This is a genomic window from Zobellia alginiliquefaciens (assembly GCF_029323795.1).
In the GTDB taxonomy this organism is placed as follows: Bacteria; Bacteroidota; Bacteroidia; order Flavobacteriales; family Flavobacteriaceae; genus Zobellia; species Zobellia alginiliquefaciens.
In genome coordinates this window covers 3,493,272-3,511,467 of the sequence record NZ_CP119758.1, presented here as the reverse complement: position 1 = coordinate 3,511,467, position 18,196 = coordinate 3,493,272, and the positions used below count along the sequence as shown (strand labels likewise).

The 18,196-nt window shown below is 37.9% G+C and carries 9 protein-coding genes, 2 tRNA genes and 1 pseudogene; 4 read left to right on the top strand and 8 right to left on the bottom strand.

Translation table 11 applies throughout. From position 1 onward, the window contains the following. Positions 1-10: 10 nt before the first annotated feature. The 3 genes from P0077_RS14755 to P0077_RS14745 form a co-directional block, all read right to left on the bottom strand. Positions 11-3,565, bottom strand: coding sequence for a TonB-dependent receptor (locus tag P0077_RS14755; RefSeq protein ID WP_276165974.1), 3,555 nt, complete (start codon positions 3,563-3,565; stop codon positions 11-13). 141 nt (positions 3,566-3,706) lie between these two features. Next, entirely contained in the window at positions 3,707-4,912 is a 1,206-nt protein-coding gene (locus tag P0077_RS14750) for a FecR family protein (RefSeq protein ID WP_276165973.1), read from the bottom strand. Between the two features lie 187 nt (positions 4,913-5,099). After that, on the bottom strand, positions 5,100-5,756 hold the full coding sequence (locus P0077_RS14745; protein WP_276165972.1) for an RNA polymerase sigma factor: 657 nt from the start codon (positions 5,754-5,756) through the stop codon (positions 5,100-5,102). A 208-nt stretch (positions 5,757-5,964) separates the two neighbouring features. Here P0077_RS14745 and P0077_RS20965 point away from each other — a divergent pair. Then, positions 5,965-6,420, top strand: a pseudogene (locus P0077_RS20965) (transposase); the annotation flags it as partial. 316 nt (positions 6,421-6,736) lie between these two features. Here the strand turns inward: P0077_RS20965 and P0077_RS14740 are convergent. From P0077_RS14740 to P0077_RS14730, 3 genes are all read right to left on the bottom strand, one after another. Then, positions 6,737-6,811 (bottom strand) — tRNA-Pro (locus P0077_RS14740). A 75-nt stretch (positions 6,812-6,886) separates the two neighbouring features. Beyond that, positions 6,887-6,975, bottom strand: a tRNA-Ser gene (locus tag P0077_RS14735). A 184-nt stretch (positions 6,976-7,159) separates the two neighbouring features. Then, entirely contained in the window at positions 7,160-9,208 is a 2,049-nt protein-coding gene (locus P0077_RS14730) for an HD family phosphohydrolase (protein WP_276165971.1), read from the bottom strand. Positions 9,209-9,329: 121 nt separating this feature from the next. Between P0077_RS14730 and P0077_RS14725 the strand changes: the two genes are divergently transcribed. Together P0077_RS14725 and P0077_RS14720 are read left to right on the top strand one after the other, a co-directional pair. Further along, positions 9,330-10,502 (top strand): acetyl-CoA C-acyltransferase, encoded by a 1,173-nt coding sequence (locus P0077_RS14725; protein WP_276165970.1) that lies wholly within the window; start codon positions 9,330-9,332, stop codon positions 10,500-10,502. A 25-nt stretch (positions 10,503-10,527) separates the two neighbouring features. Beyond that, entirely contained in the window at positions 10,528-11,280 is a 753-nt protein-coding gene (locus P0077_RS14720; RefSeq protein WP_194526507.1) for a C40 family peptidase, read from the top strand. An 87-nt stretch (positions 11,281-11,367) separates the two neighbouring features. On the opposite strand, the gene P0077_RS14715 is transcribed toward P0077_RS14720, so the two are convergent. Together P0077_RS14715 and gyrA are read right to left on the bottom strand one after the other, a co-directional pair. Continuing rightward, a complete protein-coding gene (locus P0077_RS14715; protein ID WP_276165969.1) occupies positions 11,368-12,630 on the bottom strand; it encodes a tetratricopeptide repeat protein in 1,263 nt (420 codons plus the stop codon). A 43-nt stretch (positions 12,631-12,673) separates the two neighbouring features. Beyond that, positions 12,674-15,214, bottom strand: coding sequence for a DNA gyrase subunit A (gyrA, locus tag P0077_RS14710; RefSeq protein WP_276165968.1), 2,541 nt, complete (start codon positions 15,212-15,214; stop codon positions 12,674-12,676). Between the two features lie 256 nt (positions 15,215-15,470). Here gyrA and P0077_RS14705 point away from each other — a divergent pair, with 256 nt between their 5' ends. Then, entirely contained in the window at positions 15,471-18,017 is a 2,547-nt protein-coding gene (locus tag P0077_RS14705; RefSeq protein ID WP_276165967.1) for an ATP-dependent Clp protease ATP-binding subunit, read from the top strand. Positions 18,018-18,196 lie beyond the last annotated feature (179 nt).

Genomic DNA, 18,196 nt, shown 5'->3' with positions numbered 1-18,196 from the left:
GCTTTTTTTTTTAGAATGAAAGATTAAGGCCGGTAGATATAATCATTGACAAAGGATATGATTGAGCACTACCGAAACCAGAAGGAATGGTCTCTGGATCGTAAAAAAGCATATCTGTTTTGGTAAACAAATTCTCACCACTAGCAAAAATCCTTAGTTTGCTAATTTTAAGTTTTTCGGTAAACTCAGTTGGCACGGTATAACCAATTTGCAAGCTTTTCAACCTAGTGTAAGCCCCGTTTTGTACATAGCGATTTACATTATACTGGTAATTCCTGTTATTCCTACCTGGGTTTTCAGAGTACGGAGCAGGAAAATAAGCGTCAGTATTTGGGCCTAAGGGGCTTGTCGTATCTTCTGGTCTGTAATAATCTACGTGCTCTTCAAAAACCATGGCATGAAAAGGGCCTTGAGCGGGACCCCTAAACCTTTGATGATTGGAAACGAGTACATCACGCTTTCCTACCCCTTGAAAGAATACATTAAAATCGATGCTCTTATAATTCAACCCTAAATTTAATGAGTACTGGTACCTAGGTGTAGTATTTCCTATTACGGACCAGTCACCCATATCTTCTGACGTAAACTCGCCTCTATCTATCACTCCATTCCCGTCTAAATCGGCATATTTGGTATCTCCGGCCCAAAAATTGCCCGCAACAAAAGATTGGTCAATTTCATAGGTTTGGTACTCTTCATCGGTAGAAAACCAGCCATCCCAAGTGAAGCCATAAATATCTCCCAAATCTTGACCTTCAAAATAGGGTTGTGCCAAAGAGCTTGTTTCATTCGGGTACTCGACCATTGTTCTCTGATAATCCGACAAAACGGCTCTCAAACTGTAGCTAAAATCTTGATTTATGCGTTGGTTCCAATTAATTTCAAATTCCCAACCCTCAATTCTAGAAGTACCAATATTAGTATTGGGCGAGGTGGTACCCAACACGGCCGGAAGGTCTAATCCTGGGCCTTGAATACCCTCAACATCTGTTCTATACCAATCGAAAACCACGCCCAGTTTATTTCCGAAAGCATTCACATCAAGGCCAAAATCTGTAGTTTTAACGGTTTCCCAAGTTAAACTCTGGCTCAATAAGTCAGGAGTACCTGCAAATATGGCACGATTTCCATTGAACAGGTAACCAGTACCTGGGCTATTTATAGGAATAGTAGATAAGTATTGATAATCTGCTACATTTTGATTACCCAAAGTACCATAAGAGCCCCTTAACTTAAAAGTGCTAACAGCGTCCAAAGGCCAAAAATTTTCTCTGGCAACATTATACCCTGCCGAGTAGGAAGCAAAACCTGCTACTCTCTCATCCGGCTCAAACCTTGAAGAGCCATCTGCCCGATAACTGACCTCAAAAAGGTACTTTTCATCGTAATTGTATCGCAACCTTCCGAAACCACTTTGGGTTGACCAATGGGTAATTACCTCATCTACTGTTTGGTTTTCACCTAATGAGGTATTGAACGAAACTACATTATCGGTAATCAAATAAGTAGTATTCGCACCTAATAAATGGTATTCGTTCAATTGACTCTGATACCCAATCGTAGCATCTAGATTATGTTTACCAATACTTTTATTATAATTAACAAAAAGGTTGGGCGACAAATATTCGTAATTAATAAAAGTAGGTTCATAAACCGTTGATTCTTGATCCCTGGCGAACACCGTCTCTTCAAATGAATTTAAATACGATGTAGTTAATAGTTTATAGGTATTTGAATCATTGTTTCTTCTGTAGTTGAGCTGTAAATTGAACTTAAGATTTTCTATAGGCTCAATAATTACCCTTGGGGATAGTACAATTTGATTGGTTTCTTCATGATATCTTTGATTTTCCCAATACGGATAATACGCTTGAATCAGTGGTTCTCCAAAGGGATCTACTGTTGGTAGAGTCGGCTTTATTTTTGATAGCAAATCAAATACCCTTGAGGTATTATTTGCTGTACTACCCCTATTAATATCGGTAGGATAATCAGATTCACTTTTGACTAATTTCGTGTACAGCTCCAATTCCAACCAATCTTTTGGTTTCGCAGAAAGCTTTGCATCTAAATTAAGTCTCTTATAATTTTCCAATCCAACCGCTAAAAGACCATCTTCTTGGTATAGACCGGTAGAAATGTAGTAATTTAATTTTTGATCACCGCCGGCAATACTAAGGTTATGCTTTTTTCTTTCTGCCCAATCCTTGAACAAAAAATCTTTCCAGTCGGTTGCACCAGTAGCCCCTAGGCCCGCACTACTTTGATCCCAATTACCATCATTATTTTCATCTAAAAGAGCCGGTGCACTTCCTGGGTTTTCAACATTCATTGCAATTCTCTGAAGAGCAGCTTCATCCCAATAAGCCCCCGCATTACTGTTGGCCCTAGCATCGTTCATAACATAAGCAAAGGTGAGAGCATCAACAGATTCTGGCCATATAGTAGGTTTTGACAATGAGTAGTTCATATTATAGGAAACACGAACACCACCTTCTAATTTTTTACCGGTTTTGGTAGTAATCACTATGGCTCCTCCGGCCGCTTCTGCACCGTATATGGAAGCCGCTGCCGCATCTTTCAATACCGATACCGATTCAATATCTTCGGGGTCAATATTGTTGATATTCATACGAATACCATCAACCAAAACTAGAGGTGCGCTGTTCGATAGATTACCATCGGCATCCGTAGCCTGAAAGCCGCGAATATTAATATTGGGGCTAGCTCCTGGCTGACCTCCACTTTCAGAATTTGTAATTACCAGATTGGACACCGCGCCCTGCAAGCCTCTACTTGTGTTTGCAATAGGCCTGTTTTCAAAAACCTCTGAATCTATTTGTGAAACGGAAGCTGTTAGATTTACTTTTTTCTGAGTTCCGTAACCAACAACCACTACTTCTTCAAGGCTTGAAGCATTTTCTGATAATGTAATCGACAATTGTGTCTCATTACCTACCGCTATTTCTTTTGTAGTATACCCTACATACGAAATCATTAAAATGGCATCATCGTTTTCCAAATCTATAACAAACTCCCCATCGAAATTAGCGGTAACTCCATTTGTAGTTCCTTTTTCAACAACATTGGCACCAGCCAATGGCATACCCTGTTCATCAACAATTACACCTGAAATTTGTGACTTTTGACTATCATCTGACGATTTTGCTTCTACATTTGAGCCGTCTCGTATATCGGGGCCTGAGATAGGAGTTAGCACAATTTGCCTATCAATTACCTTAAAATTGAGACTACCCTTGAATATTTCCTCAAGAATATTTTCAACCTTTTTCTTACTCACCTTAATACTGATATTACCAAGCGAAATTACATCTGGTCTGTGGTAAAAAAATTTAAACTCTGATTTTGATTCGATTTCCGTTATTACGTTGAGAACGGATACATTATGTAGATCTAAAGAAATTTTTGTCTTTTGGGCATAGCCTATGTTTGCTTGTAGCTGAAGCAAAGTAGTAAACAAAAAGAGTAGTGATAACTTCATCTTTAAATCGAATTTCGGAAAAATAAAATTCCAACATTCAGGAGCATTCCTTTGTTTTTTCATAATTTTGAATTGATTTTAGTTGTAAAGCGACTGAGTCATTTAATCTTCGGAAAGTGCTGCAACACTTTCCGATTTTTTTTGTTTCAAATCATGTTTTTTTTGATTTTAGAATTTGGTTGGTCATTGGCACCACTTTGATGCCTAAAAGTTTAGGTTATCTAATTTCTCTTGGATTACTATCTTATTTTTTTCTATAGAAAATTTAAATGGTGTATGTTCACTACAAATAGTAAGAATTTGCTCTAAAGATTCATCATCAAAAGTTCCGGTAAACTCTTTACTTCCCAAGGCCTTATATTGGTTGTCGATTTCAACATTGAAATTACGTTCCAACTCTTTTAATATCAAGTTAAACGGATCATTTACAAACAATAATTTATTGTCTTTCCAAGCAATATACTTATTGATGTTCACCACATCGACACCTATCTTATCATCCGCAAAAATGGCGCGTTCTCCCGGTACTAGTTGTACAGGTTCACGAGTTTCATTATTTGTAGTTTTAAAGACAACCACACTTCCTTCAACCAATACAGTTGAAGTATTATTCTCATTTTTATAACTCGAAACATTGAATTCAGTACCTAACACTCGAGTGTCCATATCATCGGTTATAACGGTAAAAGGACGTTCACTATCCTTCTCAACCGAAAAATATGCCTCTCCATCTAAGTAAACATTTCTTGGCATGCCCGATACAAAGTTTACGGGATACTTAAGTTTTGACCCCGAATTAAGAAAAACATGCGAACCATCTGAAAGTTCTACCTGAAATTTCTTTCCGTACGGAACCGTAAGTTGATTATATTTTAAAGTGTGAGATATTGAATCACTATGAGCGTAGTACAATGTATTTTGATTCTGCTCACCTACAGTTTTTCCGGAAGCATCGGTAAGGATTTTCATTGACCCTTCCTTTAGGACCTTTACGGTTCCGTCTTCAAGTTCTAACGTTATTTGAGAATGATTCTCAATAGAAGCGGAGGCTCCAAAACTTGTATAAAAAACAGCTAATGTAGTTGCCATAAGCCCCACAAAAACAGCTGCTACTTTTAAAGCAACATTTGTTTTTGACCTTTTTTCACCTTTATTATACGGAAGAACAACACTTCTTCTTTCCACGATATTTCGCCACATTGCATTAAAATCTTGTTCTGGCAGCTGATTTTCTTCAACATTCAACAACAGTACAAATCGGCGGGCCTTCTCTACCGTTTTTACCTTTTCCGGATAATCTTTTAACCAGTTTTGCCAAAAATTATCGCACATAGTATCAGAATCCAATACCCACTTTTGAAAGTATTCGTCCGCTATAAAATCTTCTAATAAATAATCATTATACCTCATTCTATACTATTGAATGCCTTTTAAATAGCTGCGTTCGATTAGTAAGAGAGAGTTAACATAATTTTTACTTAAAAAAAACATGCTTTTTTTGAAAAATTTAATAAATAGTAGTATTCATGGTGGTTTGCAAATAATTATAGAACCACTATAATTACCTCAAAACACTACCAGATTCAGAGAAAATATGTTAAAACTTAAAAGAAAGCATCATCAATGAGATAGTTACCCAATGCTGGCGAAGTAATTTAATAGTATGAGCCATAAGGTTATAGGTGCCCTTTTTATCCAAGGACATAATTTCAGAAATTTCATCGTAAGAAAGATTACCGAAATATTTCAAATGAATAATCTCACGTTGTTTATCGTTTAATTTATTCAAAGTCTTTACCAGCTTTTTTCTTTTATCATTGAAAAGTTGCTTCTCTATCAAGTTAATTTCGATAGAACTGGTTTCTCGGTGAATAACTTCCAAATCATGGCCATCACTAAATCGTTTTCTTTTCTTGGAAGCTTGTGCTATTAATTTTCTTCTAATGGATTTATATAAGTAGGATTTTATAGATTTTACATCTCCCAACTTCTCTTTTGCATCCCATAGCTCAACAAAAAGGTCTTGAATAGAGTCTTTTACCAAACTTTTATCATTAACCAATTTTATTCCGTAGCTATAGAGACGGGCTACATTGTCTTTATAGATTCTTGCAAAAGCACTCTCCTTACCCATTTTGAACTCTTGCCAAAGATAAAAATCAGAAGACTCGTAAGTGCCATTTTCATTAGTAGACATGCGCTTATCGGTCTCCTTAATAATTCCATTACCATTATGTAAAGACTTAGGATTCAAACTTAAAAATTAAATTTTTTTTCAAAAAATCAATGCAAAAAGCAAATAAATTTAATAAAAAAACAACAACAACTCAATAAATCTATTAAATTCTTAATAAAGAGTCTTTATCAACTGCTTTCTTAGCTGATTCAAAAATAATGGACTTACTATATTTAACCGGACAGTAAGATAAGAACATATTGGCTGTTTAAGTTAATTATGAAAGATGTCAGAAAAACGAGAGTACACACAGGAATTCAAACAAAAATCCATTGAACTAAGCTATGCCAGGGGCAATGCTGCGGAGGTATGAAGGGATCTGGGACTGAACCCTTACTTTCTTGTTCGTTGGCGAAGGGAGGCCGAGGAGTACGGCCCGAACAGTTTTCCTGGCAAGGGAAACCTGAAACTTACCGATGAACAACGGGAGATCGCCTAGTTAAAAAATAGTAGATAGAATTGATATCCTGAAAAAGGCGATAGCCACCTTCTTCTAGGACTAGGACGACATGAAAAATATAGGTTCATAAAGCACCATAGACTTAAATTTCCAGTTGGGAAGATGTGCAAAATATTTAAAGTAAGCAAAAGCGGGTATTACAATTGGCTGGACAGGGGGCCGTCCAAGAGGTGGTCGGAAAACCAAACGATATCCTGGGTCATTGGAGATATTTTCAGGGATGGGTGTATCTGACCGTAATCATCGATCTGTTAAATAGAAAGGTAGTGAGGTGGTCGAAACCTTAAATAGGTATTGAAAGTTGTTGTGCATCACTTTCGTTTTTAATTAAAAAATCAGTTAAACGAAAGCCAAATCGCCTCGAAAGTCAAATAAGGCATGTGCATAAATTCAGGAAATTATTTCCTAAAAAAATAGATCATTAAATAGGACACTAATAAATATGCCCACAAACGGGCATAAAAAAAACCAGTAAAAATGTATTTTACTGGTTTTCATTCATTTATGTATTAAAAAATTAATTTCAATACACTATTTGTCGGGGTGGCAGGATTCGAACCTGCGACCTCCGCGTCCCAAACGCGGCGCGATAACCGGGCTACGCTACACCCCGATACTATGGTTATCTTCTTTATTCAATATTTTGAGAAATATTTTCTGCCCTCGCAATTTGCTTTGACAGCCATTGCGGAGAGACAGGGATTCGAACCCTGGGTAAGTGTTTCCACCTACGACGATTTAGCAAACCGCTCCTTTCGGCCACTCAGGCACCTCTCCAATAATCTCTTCAAAGAACTTCAATTTAGTACGTCTCCGTGGCTAAAATTGCGGTTGCAAATGTATGTCTTAGAATTCAAGTTCGCAACTATTTTTCGCGTTTTTTTCAAGAAGTTTAAAACTATTTTAAATCGGCATATAAAAAAGAGAATTTCATCTCCTTTTAAGTGTTCGTACTTCTTTACTATTCAGGATATTCCACTCGCAAGTGATAAATATTTATCAATTTCTGTTTAAAAATCTTTTTTATCGCTTCTATCTCCTTGAACGTAATATTCGCATTTAAAAACTGCCCGGCACCCATTTGTCCTGCTACAATCTTATCTACAAAATCTTCTATAATACTAGATGTAGGATTCTTCAAGCTTTTAGATGCCGCTTCTACAGAATCTGCCATCATGAGTATAGCTGTCTCTTTTGAAAAGGGTATGGGCCCCGGGTATCTAAAATCACTTTCGTCAACCTCTTCCTCCAACTCTTGTTGCTTTTTGAAAAAATAATAAACGAAAGTTGTACCATGGTGGCATCTAATAAAATCAATTACACGATCTGGTAATTTATTTTTTCTAGCTAGTTCAATTCCATCAATCACGTGGTTAATAATAATCCTTCCGCTGTCTTTGGGGGATAATTCATCATGCGGATTCACATTGGTTATCTGGTTCTCCGTAAAATAAGTTGGATGGTTCATTTTGCCTATATCATGGTACAAAGCCCCTACTCTAACCAACATAGCGTTAGCTCCAATTTCATTAGCTGCGGCTTCGGCCAGGTTCGCTACTTGTAAAGAATGATGAAAGGTACCAGGTGCCTTGTTAGATAGTTCCTTTAACAGCTTAGAGTTCGTATCAGACAACTCTAACAAAGAAACGTCCGAAACCAGACCAAAGACTTTTTCATACACATATATTAATGGTTGTACGAACAGGGTTATCATTCCATTTAAAAAGAACAATCCTAATGTAAACCACTGTATGTTATCTAAATTACCTTCATGTATAATGTGAAACGCCAAATAGCCAACAACATATATCAGCGTAATTTGCCCTACGGATATAAAAAGATTCGCCCTCTTATATAGTTCCGAAACTGTCAATATGGTAACAATACCCACTATAATCTGTAAAAAGATATATTCAAAACTATTGGGCACTACAAAACCCAATATAAGTACAGTAAGTACATGCACAAAAAGTCCTAATCTAGCATCAAAAAAAGTTTTAAGCACTAAGGGCAAAATGCATATTGGCACCACAAATACAAAGGCTTCGTCATATTTCACCACCATAGTGGTAACGAATACCATAAATAGGATATTGAAGAAAATGAACGTAACCTTAGTGTTGTTCTCAAAAGTATCCTTCCTATATTTTTTAAGAAAAAGAAAAAGCATCATAAGTACTAATGCCACCAGAATGGTATACCCGAATAATATAAAATAGTAGTTATTAGCGGTCCATAATTCCGACTCATATTCTGTTTTAAGAGAATTTAAAATATTCAGGTTTTCGGCCTCAACTACCTCTCCCTTAGCAATTATCAACTTGCCTTCATCTACCGTGCCCCTAGTATGGGATATCCCCGATAGGGCATCGTTCAACGCTTTCTCCGACAAGTTCTTGTCATATGTAATATTAGGTTTTACAATATCTAGAAATAGGTCTTGGAATTCTTGAGCGTAGATGGCCAAGTCTTTTTTCTGCAATATTTTTTGCAATACCGATCTTAAATTTTGAATCTGAACAAGGTTATGTATAGATACACTCTCCGCTTGATTATCCTTTACAAGATATATCTCTTCTTTCCCTGCTCTTTTGCCCGTCTTAGCTAAAATTCCATTCTTATACAATTGTTTAAGAATGTCCTTTCCTGAAGAATCAAGAGCCTCTAGTGCGCTTGCGCTAAACCTTTCTCCGGTAAAAACTGTGGTGAATTTCTGGTCATATTCCTCGCTGACCGCATCTTTTACGGAAGAATCAAACCTAAAATAATCTATTTGATTATTGAGCAGCTCTGTCTTTTCCTTAGCAATATCATCACTACTTTTCTGAATGGAAAAATCAAAAGGAGCATATAAGTTTTCATACTGCCATGGCTTTCCTTTTTGAAACTCATATTTAAACTTTCCTCCTTGCGGAAAGAACAAAACAATACAAACAACCGATACCAAGTATAGAAAATACTTAAATAGAAGCGATTGGTTTTTAAAAAGTTTATCCAAAAAATTGCTCATGGGCCAGGTATCTGAGTCAAAAATAGAAAATTATAAACTTCCGAGGGGCTTTTATGAAAACTAGGAAATGTATTGCCCATTAATTTCTTAGTTTTGTCATAAGAGAAATTCTTGCTTTAATATGAAAAATGTAGTAATCGTATCTGCCACCAGAACTCCTATAGGAAGCTTTATGGGAGCCTTATCCTCTGTTCCGGCACCTAAACTGGGAGCCACAGCCATAAAAGCGGCACTGGACAAAATAAACCTTGACCCAAATCTAGTTGAAGAAGTTCTAATGGGTAACGTTGTACAAGCAGGAACCGGACAGGCACCAGCTAGACAAGCTGCAATTTTTGCAGGCATACCAGACAGCGTTCCATGTACTACTATAAATAAAGTTTGTGCCTCTGGTATGAAAGCGGTTATGCAAGCCGCCCAAGCTATAGCATTGGGCGATATTTCAATTGCCGTTGCAGGTGGAATGGAAAACATGAGCCTTATTCCGCATTATGTTCATATGAGAAATGGTCAAAAATTTGGCCCAACCACCTTAGAGGACGGGATGCAAAAAGACGGATTAGTGGACGTCTACGACCAACAAGCCATGGGGGTTTGTGCAGACGCTTGTGCAACTGAATACAAGTTCTCTAGAGAAGACCAGGATAATTTTGCAATACAATCTTACCACCGATCTGCGAAAGCATGGGAAGAGGGGAAATTTAATAACGAGGTAACACCGGTTGAAGTACCTCAGCGGCGTGGAGAACCCATTATTGTTTCCGAAGATGAGGAATTCAAAAATGTAAAAATGGATAAAATTCCGGCGTTGCGACCAGCATTTTCTAAAGATGGTACCGTTACCGCAGCAAACGCTTCTACGATTAATGATGGTGCCGCTGCATTGGTATTAATGAGTGCGGACAAAGCAAAGGAACTAGGACTTAAGCCTTTAGCAACAATAAGAAGTTATGCAGATGCCGCGCAAGAACCTAAATGGTTTACTACGGCCCCTGCAAAAGCACTTCCAAAAGCAATTGCCAAGGCCGGCCTCTCAATAGACGATATAGACTTCTTTGAATTTAACGAAGCCTTTTCTGTAGTCGGTTTGGCCAATATGAAAATATTAGGACTTACAGATACCAATGTAAACGTAAATGGCGGTGCCGTATCCCTAGGACACCCGCTTGGCTGTTCAGGAGCACGTATCCTTATTACGCTCCTCAACGTTTTAGAACAGAATAATGCAAAAATAGGGGCTGCCGCAATATGTAATGGCGGAGGTGGCGCTTCTGCAATAATTGTAGAACGATAAAGAATACCTTCACTCAACCAAACATATGCAATACGGAATTTGTCCCCTAAGTATAGTTTCCGTTCGTGTAAATGCCGATGAAACGTCCGAAATGGTCTCACAATTGGTATATGGCGAACATTTTAAAGTCCTGGAGCGCAGAAAGGCATGGAGCCGCATACGCATTGCTTTTGACAAATTTGAAGGCTGGGTAAGCAATCACCAAATGATTCTGATTTCGGAGGAAGCTTATAAAAATATTGAGTCTTCGGATAAAGTAGGCTACACATCTGATCTTATTTCTTTTGTTGAAACAGAAAATTCAGTACTCTTACCTGTAATCCTAGGCTCCTCTACCAGCAACTGTGCGGTACTTTCTCACTCATTTGACGGTAAGTGTAACGGCCACAAAAAAGACAAGTCACAGCTTATACAGACCGCTTTATTATATCTTAACGCCCCTTATTTATGGGGAGGCAAAACGCCTTTTGGAATTGATGCCGCTGGCTTTACCCAAATGGTCTACAAGATAAACGGATACCGATTGCTTAGAAAAGCAGCAGAACAATCTACCCAAGGGTATGCATTAAGCTTCATTGAAGAAACCGAAGCGGGAGATCTTGCTTTTTTTGATAATAATGAAGGGGAAATATACCATGTTGGCATTATCATGGAGAACAACTACATCATTCATGTAGATGGAAAAGTACGTATTGACCGCATTGACCATACCGGAATCTTTAATAACGAAACAGGGAGTTACACCCACAAACTAAGAGTCATTAAACAGATTGCCTAACATCTATAATTGATAACAACTTACACCATAAAAAAATCCCCTTGGAAATTTCCAAGGGGATTTTTTATTACTTGTTTTGGCTGTAAATTACTCGCCTAACATCTTTTTAATTCTCATAAAGTTCTCATTGTCGCCCATTGCGCCATAGATATTCTTTAATTGAGTTAAGATACCCTGGTTATCAGGGTTCATTTTTAAAGCATCTTCCAATACTGTAGCTCCTTGATTAAAAAGATCATCTTTTTTCTCTTTCAACTCATCGTAACGAGCGATGTCTTTCTTAGAATTACCCAAAGAGTTCATCTCATCAATAAGACCGTTACCTTCGTTTACATAAGTAGTAGAAAGGTTTAACTGCGCATTAGTATACCCAGGATTGATTTCCAAAGCTTTCTTATAAGACGCTCTAGCTTCCTCTAAGTTACCTTGCTCCATATTGATCACACCAATGTTATAATGCAAATCCGGATTGTCCGGAGCTACAGATGCTGCCTCAGCCATTAAAGCTTTAAATTGCTCCTTATCACCCATTTTGTAATACAAATTGGCTTCATTCAAGATAAGGTTAACATCGTTTGGATCGTTAGCTCTTGCCGCTTTATACGCTTCTAAAGCTTTATCATCCTGACCTAATTGCGTATAGATCAAAGCAGTATTCTTAACAATTTCCGCTTTCTTAGAAGGAGATTTCTCGTCTTTAGGATCTTTGTAAGTTCCAGACTTTACCATCAAATCTCTTTGAGTTTTGTCCATTTCTTCTTCCTGACCAGTCTCAACGTTAGTAGCTTTATAAACAACACCACTACCATCATAACCAATTTCTTGCAGCTCGTTATAATACGCCAATGCTTCCTCATAGTGACCACCGTTTACGGCGCTACTTGCGGCATAGTAAAGATAAGAAGTATCCTTTGGGCTAATTTTATAACTGGTATACAACTTTTCGGCAGCTTCTTTAAATTTCTTATTGCCGTTATCCTCTACAGCAGAGTTCACCAAATCGGCACTTAAAGCGGCCATATGTTGTTTGGTTTCGTCACTATATTTAGACTTACCACTAGCATCCTCTACTTCAATAACTTTTTGAAAAGCATCTGCTGCTTTTTTAAAAGCGCTTGCATCACCTTTTTTAGCTAAATCGGCATAAGCTTTACCACTAACAAAGTAGTATTGCGACTGTAACTTAGCATCGGCTCCTGAGATAGAACCCGAAACCGCCTCTAAAGAGCTGCTAGCAGATGCCGCATCTCCGGCTTTCAATGCCTTTTCGGCTGCTTTTATCTCGTTCTTCTGTGCGAATCCTGCCATGCAAAAACAAAGGCTCGCAACTATTAAAAATCTACGTTTCATTTTCAATTTAATTAAATATTAGCGTTATAATTATAGTTAAAATTTATTCTTCTTCGGGTGCTTCTGGCGTATCATTATCAAGAGCCGTGCCATCTTCCTCAGGCTTTACGTCAATATCCAACACATCAGCTTCAGTTAATTCATCCTCATCTTTCATAACCTTTGCTACAGCGGCAATTGAATCGTTTCCTTTTAGGTTTATCAAACGAACCCCTTGAGTTGCTCTTCCCATAACCCTTAAATCCTCCACACTCATACGGATGGCGATACCAGATTTGTTTATAATCATTAAATCATCAGAATCGGAAACATTCTTAAGAGCAACAAGTCCTCCTGTCTTTTCTGTAATGGAAATAGTTTTAACTCCTTTACCACCCCTATTGGTTATACGGTAATCCTCAATATCGGACCGTTTACCATATCCGTTTTCAGAAACAACAAGCAGGTTATCCTCCATATCATGAACGGATACCATACCAATTACCTCATCATTATCATCTGCCAAAGTAATACCACGAACACCAGAGGCATTTCTTCCCATTGGGCGCGTTTTACTTTCTTCAAAACGTATAGCTTTACCAGATTTCAAACCTAAGAAAATTTGGCTTGTACCTGTAGTTAATTTTGCTTCCAACAACTCATCGCCCTCACGAATACCTATGGCATTAATTCCATTTTGTCTTGGTCGCGAGTATTGCTCTAAGCTTGTTTTCTTAACTACACCTTTTTTGGTGGCCATAATAACATAATGACTATTTACATACTCCTCATCCTTAAGATCTTGAGTACAAATAAACGCCTTAACATTATCATCTTGCTCAATATTAATAAGATTCTGAATAGCCCTACCTTTTGAAGTTCTGCTGCCTTCAGGAATTTCATAGACCCTCATCCAGAAACATTTTCCTTTTTGAGTAAAGAAAAGCATGTACTGGTGGTTGGTTCCTACGAAAAGGTATTCTAAGAAATCCTCATTTCTAGTGGATGATGCTTTTTGACCTACACCTCCTCTGTTTTGAGTTTTATATTCGGAAACTGGAGTTCTTTTGATGTATCCGGCATGAGAAATTGTAATCACCACCTGCTCATCTGGAATCATATCCTCGATACTCAAATCCCCACCGGCCATATTTATTTCAGAACGACGCTCATCACCGTATTTATCTTTTATCTCTAAAAGCTCTTCGGTAATGATTTCCATTCTTCGCTCTTTTCTAGCCAAGATATCTTTGAGGTCCGCAATAGTTAAAATAATTTCATCGTATTCGGCACGAAGCTTATCTTGCTCCAGACCGGTCAACTGACGTAATCTCATTTCAACTATAGCCTTCGCCTGAATTTCAGTCAGCTTAAAGCGCTCCATCAGGTTTGTCCTAGCTTCATCTGCGTTAGACGATGCCCTAATAATGGCAATTACTTCGTCAATATTATCCGAAGCAATAATCAAACCTTCTAAAATATGGGCACGAGCCTCTGCTTTTTTAAGCTCAAACTCAGTACGTCTTACCACTACTTCGTGACGGTGTTCCACAAAATAATGAATCATCTCCTTAATGTTCAGCAACTGAGGACGACCGTTTACCAGCGCAATGTTGTTAACACTAAAAGAGTTTTGTAATGCCGTATACTTATATAAGGTATTAAGAACGATGTTTGGTATAGCATCTCGTTTTAAAATATAAACGATACGCATTCCATTTCTATCGGATTCATCTCGAATACTAGAAATACCTTCAATTTTCTTTTCATTGACAAGATCGGCAGTTTTCTTGATCATATCCGCCTTGTTGACCTGATATGGTATCTCTGTAACTATTATGCATTCCCTACCTTGCACTTCCTCAACAACGGCCTTTGCCCTTATCTTAACCCTACCTCTACCGGTATGAAATGCTTCTTTTACACCATCGTAACCGTAAATAGTACCACCTGTTGGAAAATCCGGTGCCTTAATATGGGTCATAATTTCATCGACCTCAATATCATTGTTCTCAATATAGGCTACAGTACCATTTATAACTTCCGTTAAGTTATGTGGCGGCATATTAGTGGCCATACCAACCGCAATACCTGAAGCTCCGTTCACCAATAAGTTAGGAACACGTGTAGGAAGCACTATAGGTTCTTGTAAAGAATCATCAAAGTTTAATTGATGATCTACCGTATCCTTATCTATATCCGCCAACATGTCATCGGCAATTTTTCTCATTCTGGCCTCAGTATAACGCATAGCCGCAGGGCTATCACCATCTACAGACCCAAAGTTACCTTGCCCATCTACGAGCATGTACCGTAAACTCCACTCTTGCGCCATACGCACCATAGAGTCATAAACAGAGGTATCTCCGTGAGGATGGTACTTACCCAGAACCTCACCCACGATACGCGCAGATTTCTTATGTGAGCTAGTAGATCGAACCCCTAACTCATACATTCCATACAACACCCTTCTATGTACCGGCTTTAATCCATCCCTAACGTCAGGTAAAGCACGTGACACAATGACCGACATCGAATAGTCGATGTAAGCAGATTTCATTTCCTCTTCGATGTTAATCGGAATCAATTTTTCTCCTTCTGCCATTTTTAAATCCTAGAATTATTTTAGTTAAAAAACATGCCAATATACACAAAATGATAGCCTTTAAAGCACATACACACTTCTTTATTAAACAATTTATCAACACTTTTTCAAGACCAAAACTTCCTTCTACTTTTACCTCTTAGGTTTTAACCTCATTCCTTTTTCAGTATTTAGGCCAATTTTATCTAATATTAGGTACACTATTTGCGTTAGATTGGTATAGTTTTACTAATTTTATAGATGAAAGGATAAATTTATGGATGATAATTTTTCACCGAGAGTAAAAGACGTAATTGCTTATAGTAAGGAAGAGGCGCTACGGTTAGGCCATGATTTCATTGGTACCGAGCATCTAATGTTGGGGCTTTTACGAGATGGTAACGGCAAAGCAATTAGTATTCTTGACGCTATGGAGGTCGATTTAGATCATCTTAGGCGAAAGGTCGAAATTCTTAGCCCTTCCAACCCTAACCCGAACACTTTACAAAAAGATAAAAAGAACTTGCATTTGACGAGGCAGGCAGAGCGTGCCCTAAAAACCACTTTTTTAGAAGCCAAGCTTTTCCAGAGTTCCTCTATCAATACTGCACACTTACTATTATGCATTTTGAGAAACGAAAATGACCCCACCACAAAACTACTTCACAAACTTAAAGTAGATTATGATGGTGTTAAGGAACAATTTAAATTTATGATTACAAGCGACGATGATATTGTAGATTCACCAACTTCTGAATCTTTCCCTAGCGATAATGATGATACCGAGGGCAAAGAAGGCAGTTTTGGTACTACGGCCGGACAAAAAGGCAATAAAAAATCCAAAACTCCTGTATTGGACAACTTTGGTCGTGATCTAACGCTTATGGCGGAAGAGAACAAACTAGACCCCGTTGTTGGTAGAGAAAAAGAAATTGAACGTGTATCACAGATCCTAAGTAGAAGAAAGAAGAACAATCCTTTATTAATAGGTGAACCCGGTGTGGGTAAAAGTGCTATTGCGGAAGGTTTGGCATTGCGCATTATCAACAAAAAGGTTTCGCGTATTCTTTATAATAAAAGGGTTGTAACCTTAGATTTAGCTTCTCTGGTAGCGGGCACAAAATACCGTGGCCAGTTTGAAGAGCGAATGAAAGCGGTTATGAACGAGCTTGAAAAGAATGATGATGTTATTCTTTTTATTGATGAGATCCATACCATTGTGGGTGCCGGTGGCGCAACGGGTAGCTTGGATGCCTCAAATATGTTCAAACCCGCCTTGGCCAGAGGAGAAATTCAATGTATTGGTGCCACTACACTAGATGAGTACCGCCAATATATTGAGAAGGACGGTGCCCTGGAAAGACGTTTTCAAAAAGTTATTGTAGAACCTACAACGGTTGAAGAAACCATTGAGATTCTTCATAACATAAAAGGAAAATATGAGGATCACCACAATGTAAACTATACAGATGAGGCAATTGTGGCATGTGTAAAATTAACGAACCGTTATATGACGGACCGTTTCTTACCGGACAAAGCTATTGATGCGCTTGATGAAGCCGGTTCCCGTGTTCATATTGTTAATATGGATGTTCCCAAACAGATTCTTGAGCTTGAAAAACAGCTTGAAGATGTTCGTGAACTAAAGAACAGTGTAGTCAAAAAACAGAAATACGAAGAAGCCGCTAAATTGCGAGACGACGAGAAACGTCTTGAAAAAGACTTGGCCAACGCACAGGAGAAATGGGAAGAAGACAGTAAACTGCACAAAGAAACCGTTAGCGAAGATAATGTTGCCGATGTTGTTTCTATGATGAGCGGTATACCGGTCAATAGAATTGCACAAACCGAAAGTAATAAGTTAGCGGAATTACCTAGTCTAATAAAGTCTAATGTAATTGGTCAGGACGATGCTGTTGCCAAGGTTGCAAAAGCGATTCAAAGAAACCGAGCTGGATTAAAAGACCCTAACAAACCTATTGGTTCGTTTATTTTCTTAGGACAGACCGGTGTTGGTAAAACCCAATTGGCAAAAGTACTTGCAAAAGAGCTTTTTGACTCAGAAGATGCGTTGATTCGTATTGACATGAGTGAATACATGGAAAAATTCGCTATTTCTAGGTTAGTAGGTGCACCTCCAGGATATGTTGGTTACGAAGAGGGAGGCCAGTTAACCGAAAAAGTAAGACGTAAGCCTTATTCCGTTATTCTATTGGACGAGGTTGAAAAAGCGCATCCAGACGTGTTCAACATGTTGTTACAAGTATTGGATGATGGTTATCTTACGGATAGTTTAGGACGAAAAATAGATTTTAGAAACTCTATTATCATTATGACCTCTAATATTGGCGCCCGTAAATTGAAAGATTTTGGACAAGGTATCGGTTTTGGAACTTCGGCAATGAAATCCCAAGAAGACAGCCACCAGAAGAGTGTTATTGAAGGTGCGCTTAAAAAAGCGTTTGCTCCTGAGTTTTTAAATAGAATTGATGATGTTATTGTCTTCAATGCTCTAGAAAGAGAAGACATCCATAAAATTATTGACATTGAGCTTCGTAAACTGTTCGCTAGAATTAAAGATATAGGTTACGATTTAAGTTTAACGGACAAGGCAAAAGACTATATTGCGGACAAAGGTTTTGACAAGCAATATGGCGCCAGGCCCTTAAAAAGAGCCATTCAGAAGTATATTGAAGACGCTCTTGCCGAAGAAATAGTAAATTCCAAGCTTGAGGAAGGAGACACTATTATGATGGATCTGGACCAAAAGAAAGAAGAGCTTACTATCGATATTAAAAAAGCAGAAAAATCTTCCAATACATAAACTTAACGTAAGAATTGTTTGCAAAGGGAGTCAATTAAATTGACTCCCTTTTTTCTTATGCTAAAATGCTGACTGTAAGAAAGAAAATACAATACCATTCCAACAACCGCACTATAAACGATATTTACGCTTTTAATCTATTATTTTTCACAATAGATTACGATACATCTACATTCGTC